Below are 9532 nucleotides of genomic sequence, written 5' to 3' on the forward strand. Positions count from 1 at the left end.
CTCCGTCACCGTCATCGTCGACGGACATGTGGTCGCTGCCGGCGGTCGCTGCGGCGATGACCCTCTCGGTGTCGTCGGAGGTCCCGGAGGAGGTCCCGGAGTTCCCCTGGCCCCCGGCGCCGGCGTTGTCGCCGGACCGGGGGGTCAGGCCGGAGGTGGTGTCGGCGTGCCGGCCGGCGGCGGTGGGGGCGTCGAGGAGGCCGTTGAGCTCGGTGCGGGCGGCGATGGCCTCACCGGGTGACTGGTAGCGGTCCCAGAAGGTGTTCACCAGGTTGGCGCGGATCGCCCGCTCCACGAGCCACTGGTCGGCGGGGCCGGTGTCGACGCTCACACGCATGCCGACCGACCAGGGCTGTCCGGCTGCGGCGGGCGGGGTGATGTTGCGGGCGGGCTGTACCTCGATGTCGCCGAGGATGCTGGCGTCCACCCCGGCGGACTCCACGGCGGTGGACGAGGCGTCCTCGACCTTGGTCAGCAGGTCCGCCATGGACTCGCCGTTGACCATCGGAACGTCCAGGTCCACCACGGCCCGCGACCACTTCTGGGAGTAGTTGATCGTCACACTGGCCTTGCTGTTCGGCACCGTGACGAGTTCGCCCGCGACGGTGCGGATCTGGGTGGAGCGCAGGGTCAGCTTCACCACGGTGCCGGTGATCTGTCCGGAGGTGTCGTCGAAGGTGACGACGTCCCCGACGCCGTAGTGACGTTCGGAGATGATGAAGAACCCGGTCAGGAAGTCGCCGATGATGTTCTGTGAGCCGAAACCGATCGCGGCGGAGACGACGGTGGCGGGTATGGCCGCTCCCATCGCCGGGACGCCGAGATTCGTCAGGGCGACCAGGACCAGGATGAAGTAGGCGACGATCTCCAGCATGTAGACCAGTGCGCCGACCAGGGCGAGTTTGGCCTTGGTCTCTTCTTGTCCCTGTTCGAGACGGTTGGTGAGCACACGGACGACCTGGCGACCGACCCGGGGGATCAGGATCGCGATGATCAGCAGTGCCGAGAGCGGGAGGCCGTGCTGGATGATCCAGTCCCAGAGGGAGAACAAGAGGTATCTGACGTCGAACATGGGACACACGGTAGCCGGTGTTTCTTGGGGTTCGCTGGAAGGCCTGGTGGGGCAGGGGAGTGAACACCCGGTCGGCTCACGCAGTGAGATTGGGGGTATCAGCGGGTGGGATATTTTCTCATTTTCCATTGACCGGGGTCCCCGGGTCCACTATGGTCGACAGCTATGACGACGTTCCTGATTCTTGTATCCGCCGGGCGCTAGAGCCCCTGCGGTCACTTCGCGGAACAATCTGGCGCCCCCGCCCCGTACCCCGGGTAGCGGGGGCACAGTCGGTTCTACGGCGGATACGCACCTCGCGAGACCTCGAATGTCGGACATCCACAACTCATGACCACCCAAAGGAGTGCACGGACGGTGAATGACACCTCACGCCCACACCCCAGTCCTGCGACAGTCGCTGCCACAGGACGCAGCCGTAAGCCTGAACGCATCAACGGCGCCCAGGCGGTAGTCCGTTCCCTCGAGGAACTGGGTACCGATGTCGTCTTCGGCCTCCCCGGTGGTGCGGTCCTCCCGCTCTACGAGGCTCTCTACGGTTCCGAGAAGCTCAACCACATCCTGGTGCGCCATGAACAGGGTGCCGGTCACGCCGCCACCGGCTACGCCCAGGTCTCCGGCGAGGTCGGTGTCTGCATCGCCACCTCCGGCCCGGGGGCCACCAACCTGGTCACCCCCCTGGCGGACGCCAACATGGACTCGGTCCCCGTCGTGGCGATCACCGGCCAGGTCGCCAGTCACCTGCTGGGCACCGACGGGTTCCAGGAGGCGGACATCCGCGGCATCACCATGCCGATCACCAAGCACAGCTTCATGGTGACCCGTCCGGAGGACATCCCGGCCGCGATCGCCGAGGCGTTCCACGTCGCCAGCACCGGGCGTCCCGGTGCCGTCCTGGTCGACGTCCCCAAGGACGTGCAGAACGCGGAGATGGACTTCGTCTGGCCGCCGACCTACCGCCTTCCCGGCTACCGTCCGGTGACGACCCCGCACTCCCGTCAGATCGAGGAGGCCGCTCGCCTGATCTCCCAGGCGAAGAACCCGGTCATCTACGCCGGCGGCGGTGTACTGAAGGCCAACGCCAGCAAGGAGCTCCTGGCCTTCGCCGAGACCACCGGTGTGCCGGTCACGACGACGCTGATGGCCCTGGGTGTCTTCCCTGAGTCGCACCCGCAGTACCTCGGCATGCCCGGGATGCACGGCACGGTGCCGGCTGTGGCCGCCATGCAGAAGTCCGACCTGATCATCGCCCTGGGCGCTCGATTCGACGACCGGGTCACCGGCGACGTCGACTCCTTCGCCCCGGGTGCCAAGGTGATCCACGCGGACATCGACCCCGCGGAGATCGGCAAGATCCGCGAGGTCAACGTCCCGATCGTGGGCGACGCCCGCGAGGTCCTCGTCGCACTGCGCCGGGCGATGGAGGACCGTCCCAGGGAGCAGGACATCTCCCGGTGGACGACCTACCTCGACGGCCTGAAGGAGGACTTCCCGCCCGGATACGACGAGCCGGAGGACGGCAAGCTCGCCCCGCAGTTCGTCCTGGAGAAGCTCACCGAGGCCGCTGGCCCGGAATCCGTCTACGTCGCCGGTGTCGGCCAGCACCAGATGTGGGCCGCGCAGTTCCTGAAGTTCGAGAACCCCCGCACCTGGCTGAACTCCGGTGGTCTGGGGACCATGGGCTACGCGGTCCCGGCGGCGATGGGCGCCAAGGCCGCCGCACCGGACACTGAGGTGTGGGCGGTCGACGGCGACGGGTGCTTCCAGATGACCAACCAGGAGCTGGTCACCTGTGCTGTCGAGGGACTGCCGATCAAGATCGCCCTGATCAACAACGGCAACCTGGGTATGGTGCGCCAGTGGCAGACCCTGTTCTACGACGGGCACTACGCGCACACGAACCTCAAGCCGGGTGAGAACTACCTCCCGGACTTCGTGGGGCTCGCGGAGTCGATGGGCTGCGCGGCCTTCCGCGTCACCGAGAAGGACGACGTGGAGGCGACGATCGCCAAGGCCCGCGAGATCAATGACCGCCCGGTCGTCATCGACTTCATCGTCGGCGAGGACGCCCAGGTGTGGCCGATGATCTCCGCCGGCGCCTCCAACGACGAGGTCCAGTACGTCCGCGACCTGCGCCCGCTGTTCGACGAGGAGAACTCCGCGGCGGAGGACCCCGATGAGATCCACACGCTGATCAAGGAAGGCGAGGAGAAGTAATGTCTCAGGTCCACACTCTCAGTGTCCTGTGTGAGGATGTCGACGGCATCGCGTCCCGTATCACCGGGATGTTCACCCGCCGCGCCTTCAGCATCATCTCGATCGCCTCGGGTCAGACCGAGGTCGCCGGGGTCAACCGTTTCACCATCCAGGTGGAGGGGGAGGACCACGTGATCGAGCAGATCACCAAGCAGCTCAACAAGCTGATCCCGGTGATCAAGGTCAGCCGCCACGACCCGGACTCGATCGTCTGCCGTGGTCTGATGCTGGTGAAGGTGTCCGCGGACAACTCCAACCGCACCCAGGTCGTCGAGTCGGCGAAGCTCTTCCGCGCCCACGTCGTCGACGTCGGACCGGAGTCCGTCGTTATCGAGGCGACGGGTACCCCGACGAAGCTCAAGGCGCTGCTGGAGGTCCTGGAGCCCTTCGGCATCCGCGAGCTCGTGGAGTCCAGCGTGACCGCGGTGAGCCGCGGGCAGAAGGCGATGTACCCCGCGAAACTCTGAATGCCTGCGGTCATTCACGGGGTGGGATACCCTGTCTCACCCTCTGATACTCGTTGCTGATACGATGGCAGGCACTGCACGTTGTATCCGGTTCATGAACCGATTCATCCCCGTTTTCCCACGAAAGGCTGTACCTCATGGCAATTGACGTTTTCTACGACGACGACGCCGACCTGTCGATCATCCAGGGCCGCAAGGTTGCCGTGCTCGGCTACGGTTCGCAGGGGCACGCCCACGCCCAGAACCTTCGCGACTCGGGTGTCGAGGTCGTCATTGGCCTGCGCGAGGGCTCCAAGTCCGCCGCGAAGGCTGAGGAGGCCGGCTTCAAGGTCCTCTCCAACGCCGACGCCGCCGCCTGGGCCGACGTCGTCATGGTGCTCGTGCCTGACACCACCCAGGCCAGCGTCTACACCGAGGACATCGCGCCGAACCTGCAGGACGGCAACGCCGTCTTCTTCGGCCACGGCCTCAACATCCACTTCGGCCTGATCAAGCCGGCCGACAACATCACCGTCGCGATGGCCGCCCCGAAGGGCCCGGGCCACCTGGTGCGCCGCCAGTTCGTGGACGGCAAGGGCGTGCCCTGCCTCATCGCCGTCGAGCAGGACCCGAAGGGCGAAGGCCGCGACCTGGCCCTGTCCTACGCGGCAGCCATCGGCGGTGCCCGCGCCGGCGTCATCCCCACCACCTTCGAGGCGGAGACCGTCACCGACCTCTTCGGCGAGCAGGCCGTCCTGTGCGGTGGCACCGAGGAACTGGTCAAGACCGGGTTCGAGGTTCTCACCGAGGCCGGTTACGAGCCGGAGATGGCATACTTCGAGTGCCTGCACGAGCTCAAGCTGATCGTGGACCTGATGTTCGAGGGCGGCATCGCCAACATGAACTACTCGGTCTCCGACACCGCGGAGTTCGGTGGCTACCTCTCCGGTCCGCGTGTCATCGACGCCGGCACCAAGGAGCGGATGAAGGGCATCCTGTCCGACATCCAGGACGGCACCTTCACGAAGCGACTGATCGCCAACGTCGAGGGCGGCAACAAGGAGCTCGAGGGTCTGCGCGCCGACTACGCCAAGCACCCGATCGAGACCACCGGCACCAAGCTGCGCGACCTGATGAGCTGGGTCAAGAACCCGCTCGACGCCACCGCGTAGCCTGACCTGCCGGTCACCGGGCCCCGGGAGCGACCTCAGGTGCGCTGATCCCGCGCCTAACCCGAAGACCCCACGGAACATCCGTTCCGTGGGGTCTTCGTTCGTCACTGCGGAGGGTCACGGGCTGTGTGAGCCGGGTGCCGGATCCTGACGTGACCGGGTGGGGCGGGGTGACCGATCTTGACACCTGAGGCGCCGCGGCCTTAATGGTAACGATAATGGTACCCATATATCGCTCTTGACCTGCGACATTATGGGCAATAGAGTGGTGTTCAACCGTTAATGAAAATGGAGGAACCTGATGGCCCACGATCACGACCACGGCCCGGAGGCGGGTCACAGCCACGCCACGCGGGTCCGGGGAAAGGCATTGTGGGTCGTCATCGCGATGACGTCGACGATCTTCGTCGCGCAGGTCGTCGGCGGTGTCCTCTCGGGTTCGCTGGCACTGCTCGCCGACGCCGGGCACATGCTGTCCGACGCCGGCGGTCTCATCGTCGCGGCCCTGGCGATGATGGTCGGTTCCCGTCCGGCGACCGCGCGCGCCACCTACGGCTTCCGGCGGGCCGAGGTGCTCGCCGCGGCCGTCAACGCAGGGGCGGTCGCCGTCATCGGGGTGTGGATCGCGGTCGCAGCCTTCCGCCGGATGGGGGAGGGGCCCGAGGAGATCCAGACGGGGCTGATGCTCGCCGTCGCGGTGGTCGGCCTGCTGGCCAATGTGGTCTCCGCGGTCATCCTGCACCGCAACTCGGGGGAGTCCCTCAACATGAGGGGGGCCTACCTGCACGTCCTGGTGGACCTGTTGGGGTCGGTGGCGGTGATCATCGCCGCGTTGGTCATGGCTGTGACCGGGTGGTTCTGGGTGGACGCCGTGGCGTCCCTGATCATCGCCGCGATGATCCTCCCCCGGGCCTGGTCCCTGATGAAGGAGGCCGGCACTGTGCTCATGGAGCAGGTGCCGCGGGGCGTGGACCCGGTCGAGGTGCAGGAGGCGGTGAGCGCGACAGACGGGGTCTACGGCTCCCACGACCTGCACATCTGGTCGGTGGACGGAGAGTCGTCCATGGCGACGGTCCACGTGGTCACCACCGGCGACGAACAGGAGGTCCGCAGTGACGTCCGGAAGGTGTTCGAGGACCGGGGGATCGGTCACGTGACTGTCCAGACTGAGGCGGCACCGGCCCGGGAGAGCGCCGGGCGTGTGTGCGAGACCGGGTGCGGGGACGTCTGCCGTCCGTGACCGGCGGTCAGACGGTCAGGCGGTCAGTCCCAGGGCCACCGCGATGAGCACCATCACGATGCCGAAGGCCCAGGCGATCGGGAAGGTCAGCTTGATGTGCTTGCCGATCGTGCCGCCGGACAGGCCGATGGCCAGCCACAGGGCGGGGGAGAAGGGGCTCACGAAGGTGCCGATGATGTTGCCGATGATCAGTGCGGCGGCCGCACCGCTGCCGGAGACCCCGAAGGACGCCACCGTCTCCTGCACCACCGGGAGCACCGAGAAGTAGTAGGCGTCGGTCGAGGTCAGCAGATCCAGCGGGACGCCAAGGAGGCCGACGATCACGTGCAGCTGTGCGCCGACGGAGTCGGGCAGCACGCTGAGCAGGCTGAGAGCGATCTCCTCGAGCATGCCGGACTTGTTCAGCACACCGAGGAACATGGCGGCGGCGAGGATGACCCCGGCCATGGACAGGGCGTTGGGCGCGTGACGCTTCAGGGTCTCGGCCTGTTCGCCGGAGAGTGGGAAGTTCACGACCAGGGCGATCGCGGTACCGACGAGGAAGACCGGGCCGGGCTCGATCCATCCGGACATGAGCAGGACCAGCATGCAGACAGACAGGACGATGCTGAACACCGTGACCCAGCGTCCGGTGCGCATCTTCGCGCCGATCTCCTCCTGCTTCTCCTTCTCTCGGGCCTCGAAGTCGGCGGCGAGGGTGTGGACGTTCACGTCACCGGTACCCACGAAGTCGGGGCTCTTCCGGAGCTTCTCGATGCGGCGGGCCTCCTTGAGTCCCAGGAGGCCGGCGATGACGAAGACCAGTACGAGCGCGATGCCCTGGAGCGGCAGGATGTGTCGCCAGAGCTCGACCGGGGTCTGGTCGACCACGGATGACGCACGACCGATCGGGCCGGCCCACGGAACCATGTTCATCACCGAGGCTGCGGTGGCGACGATGGCCAGCAGTACGTAGCGCGACATGTGCATCGCCTTGTACAGCGGCAGCAGGGCGGGGATGGTGATCAGGAACGTCGTGGCGCCGGCGCCGTCGAGGTGCACGACCATGCCGATGGCGGCGGTGCCGAGTGTGACCAGCACGACTTTTCCACGGGTGGCGATGATCAGGCCCTTCACAAGCGGGGTGAACAGGCCGGTGTCACTGAGGATGCCGAAGTAGATGATGGCGAAGATGAACATCACCACGACGTTCATCACCGACGCCAGGCCGGCCTCGTAGAATTCGCCGATGCTCTGGATGCCGTAGCCGGCGATGAGGGCACCGATGACGGGGACCAGCGTCATCACGACGGTCGGGTTGCTCCTGCCGCGCAGCAGGATGCCGACGGTGACGATGATGATCCCCAGGCCTATGGCTGTTAGCCCGCCGGGGGACTGCATCGTCTCAGTGAATGAGTCCATGTGGGTCTCCTCAAGAAATGTAGGTGATACAACACAGTATTGCAGCGATGCATGGTGCCTGTCACAACGCCTGCTGAGGGCGGTCGTCGTCACGATGTCGGGGGTTGGTGAACGTCGGGACCAAAGACGTACTAAGCTGTCCATGTCGCACGTCACCCCTGGGCTGATCCGGTGTGGGGAGTCAGACGTGGGCCCTGACCTCTCCGACGCGGTCGTGCCGGAGAGGCCGGGACATGCACATCTGTCAGGAGTATCCGTGAGCCAGAATTCCCGTCCCGTCGTTCTCATCGCCGACAAGCTCGCCCAGTCCACCGTGGACGCGCTGGGGGACTCCGTCGAGGTCCGTTGGGTCGACGGTCCGAACCGCCCTGAACTGCTGGAGGCCGTCAAGGATGTTGACGCGCTCCTGGTCCGCTCCGCCACCACCGTCGACGCGGAGGTGCTCGACGCCGCCCAGAATCTGCAGATCGTGGGCCGTGCCGGTGTGGGGCTGGACAACGTCGACATCGACGCCGCCACCGCCAAGGGCGTGATGGTGGCCAACGCCCCGACGTCCAACATCCACTCCGCCTGCGAGCACGCGATCTCGCTGCTGCTGTCGACGGCCCGCCAGATCCCCGCCGCCGACCGGACGCTGCGTGACCACGAGTGGAAGCGCTCCTCCTTCCAGGGCGTCGAGATCTTCGGCAAGACCGTGGGCATCGTCGGGTTCGGCCACATCGGGCAGCTCTTCGCGCAGCGTCTCGCAGCCTTCGAGACCGAGATCATCGCCTACGACCCCTACGCCAACCCGGGCCGTGCAGCTCAGCTGGGTGTGGAGCTGGTGGAGCTCGACGAGCTGGTCGGCCGCTCCGACTTCGTGACCATCCACCTGCCGAAGACCAAGGAGACCGCGGGCATGTTCAACGCCGAGCTCCTGGCCAAGGCGAAGGAGGGGCAGATCATCATCAACGCCGCCCGTGGCGGTCTGGTCGACGAGCAGGCACTGGCGGACGCCATCAAGAACGGCCCGGTCCGTGGCGCCGGCTTCGACGTCTACGCCTCCGAGCCCTGCACGGACTCCCCGCTGTTCGAGCTCGACGAGGTCGTCGTGACCCCGCACCTCGGCGCGTCCACCGTCGAGGCGCAGGACCGTGCCGGCACCGATGTCGCTGCATCGGTGCTCAAGGCCCTGGCCGGCGACTTCGTGCCGGACGCGGTCAACGTCACCGGCGGCAGGGTCAGCGAGGAGGTCGCTCTCTGGCTCGGCCTGGCCACCAAGCTGGGCAAGGTCGCCTCCGGTCTGCTGGATGACGCGGTCACCTCGGTGAACGTCGAGGCGCGCGGTGAGCTCTCCTCGGAGAACGTCGACGCCCTGGGGCTCTCCGCCCTGCGCGGTGTCTTCGCCGGTGTGGTCGACGAGCAGGTCACCTTCGTCAACACCCCGCAGATCGCGGCGGAGCGCGGCGTGAACCTCTCGGTCACCACCGCCGACGAGTCCGTGACCCACCGTTCCGTGCTCGAGGTTACCGTCGTCACCGGTGACGGCACCGCCGTCTCCGTCATCGGCGCGCTGACCGGACTGGACCGGGTCGACAAGATCGTCCGGATCAACGGACGTGGCCTGGACCTGCGTGCGGAGGGACTCAACCTGTTCCTGAACTACACCGACCAGCCGGGGGCACTGGGCACGGTCGGCACGTTCCTGGGACGTGCGGGCATCAACATCGACGCCGCTGCGCTGACCCAGGACGCGGACCGGGGCTCGGCCACCCTCGTGCTGCGGGTGGAGAAGGACATCCCGCAGGAGCTGCAGGAGCAGATCGCCGACTCGTTGTCGGCCTCGCGCGCCGTGCTGCTCGACCTCAACTAGGGGTCCGTAACTAGGGGTCTGTGCCTTGATCCCCCGTACCCGGCGCACGCCGGATACGGGGGATCACGCATGTGGGCGGGGGAGACCGGGTAC

Annotated in this window: 7 protein-coding genes; 5 read left to right on the forward strand and 2 right to left on the reverse strand. The window is 66.8% G+C overall.

What is annotated here, in order from left to right; genetic code table 11:
- Positions 1-1072, reverse strand: a 1072-nt coding sequence (locus Q0A34_RS01210; protein ID WP_291477678.1) for a mechanosensitive ion channel family protein, incomplete at its 3' end; no start/stop codon positions are given.
- Positions 1073-1429: 357 nt separating this feature from the next.
- Between Q0A34_RS01210 and Q0A34_RS01215 the strand changes: the two genes are divergently transcribed.
- The 4 genes from Q0A34_RS01215 (at position 1430) to Q0A34_RS01230 (ending at position 6186) form a co-directional block, all read left to right on the forward strand.
- The gene (locus Q0A34_RS01215) at positions 1430-3289 is read left to right on the forward strand and encodes an acetolactate synthase large subunit (protein ID WP_291477680.1); all 1860 of its coding nucleotides are present in this window, start codon (positions 1430-1432) and stop codon (positions 3287-3289) included.
- On the forward strand, positions 3289-3795 hold the full coding sequence (ilvN, locus tag Q0A34_RS01220) for an acetolactate synthase small subunit (protein WP_038547880.1): 507 nt from the start codon (positions 3289-3291) through the stop codon (positions 3793-3795). Before Q0A34_RS01215 ends, ilvN begins: the two co-directional genes overlap by 1 nt.
- A 137-nt stretch (positions 3796-3932) precedes the next feature.
- Positions 3933-4946 (forward strand): ketol-acid reductoisomerase, encoded by a 1014-nt coding sequence (ilvC, locus tag Q0A34_RS01225; RefSeq protein ID WP_291477685.1) that lies wholly within the window; start codon positions 3933-3935, stop codon positions 4944-4946.
- A 301-nt stretch (positions 4947-5247) separates the two neighbouring features.
- The gene (locus tag Q0A34_RS01230; RefSeq protein WP_291477687.1) at positions 5248-6186 is read left to right on the forward strand and encodes a cation diffusion facilitator family transporter; all 939 of its coding nucleotides are present in this window, start codon (positions 5248-5250) and stop codon (positions 6184-6186) included.
- Positions 6187-6201: 15 nt separating this feature from the next.
- Here Q0A34_RS01230 and Q0A34_RS01235 read toward each other — a convergent pair whose 3' ends face one another.
- A complete protein-coding gene (locus tag Q0A34_RS01235) occupies positions 6202-7566 on the reverse strand; it encodes a citrate:proton symporter (RefSeq protein ID WP_291477691.1) in 1365 nt (454 codons plus the stop codon).
- 277 nt (positions 7567-7843) lie between these two features.
- On the opposite strand from Q0A34_RS01235, the gene serA reads away from it, so the two are divergent.
- Positions 7844-9439: a phosphoglycerate dehydrogenase gene (gene serA / locus Q0A34_RS01240; protein ID WP_291477689.1), complete on the forward strand. Its 1596-nt coding sequence runs from the start codon at positions 7844-7846 to the stop codon at positions 9437-9439.
- Positions 9440-9532: the final 93 nt, after the last annotated feature.

Origin of the sequence: Corynebacterium sp. (assembly GCF_022712195.1) — a bacterium.
Lineage (GTDB): Bacteria > Actinomycetota > Actinomycetes > Mycobacteriales > Mycobacteriaceae > Corynebacterium.

Coding starts and splice junctions, on each gene's coding strand:
- ilvN (WP_038547880.1), top strand. CDS start 3,289: ATGTCTCAGGTCCACACTCTCAGTGTCCTGTGTGAGGATGTCGACGGC.
- ilvC (WP_291477685.1), top strand. CDS start 3,933: ATGGCAATTGACGTTTTCTACGACGACGACGCCGACCTGTCGATCATC.
- Q0A34_RS01230 (WP_291477687.1), top strand. CDS start 5,248: ATGGCCCACGATCACGACCACGGCCCGGAGGCGGGTCACAGCCACGCC.
- Q0A34_RS01235 (WP_291477691.1), bottom strand. CDS start 7,566: ATGCAGTCCCCCGGCGGGCTAACAGCCATAGGCCTGGGGATCATCATC.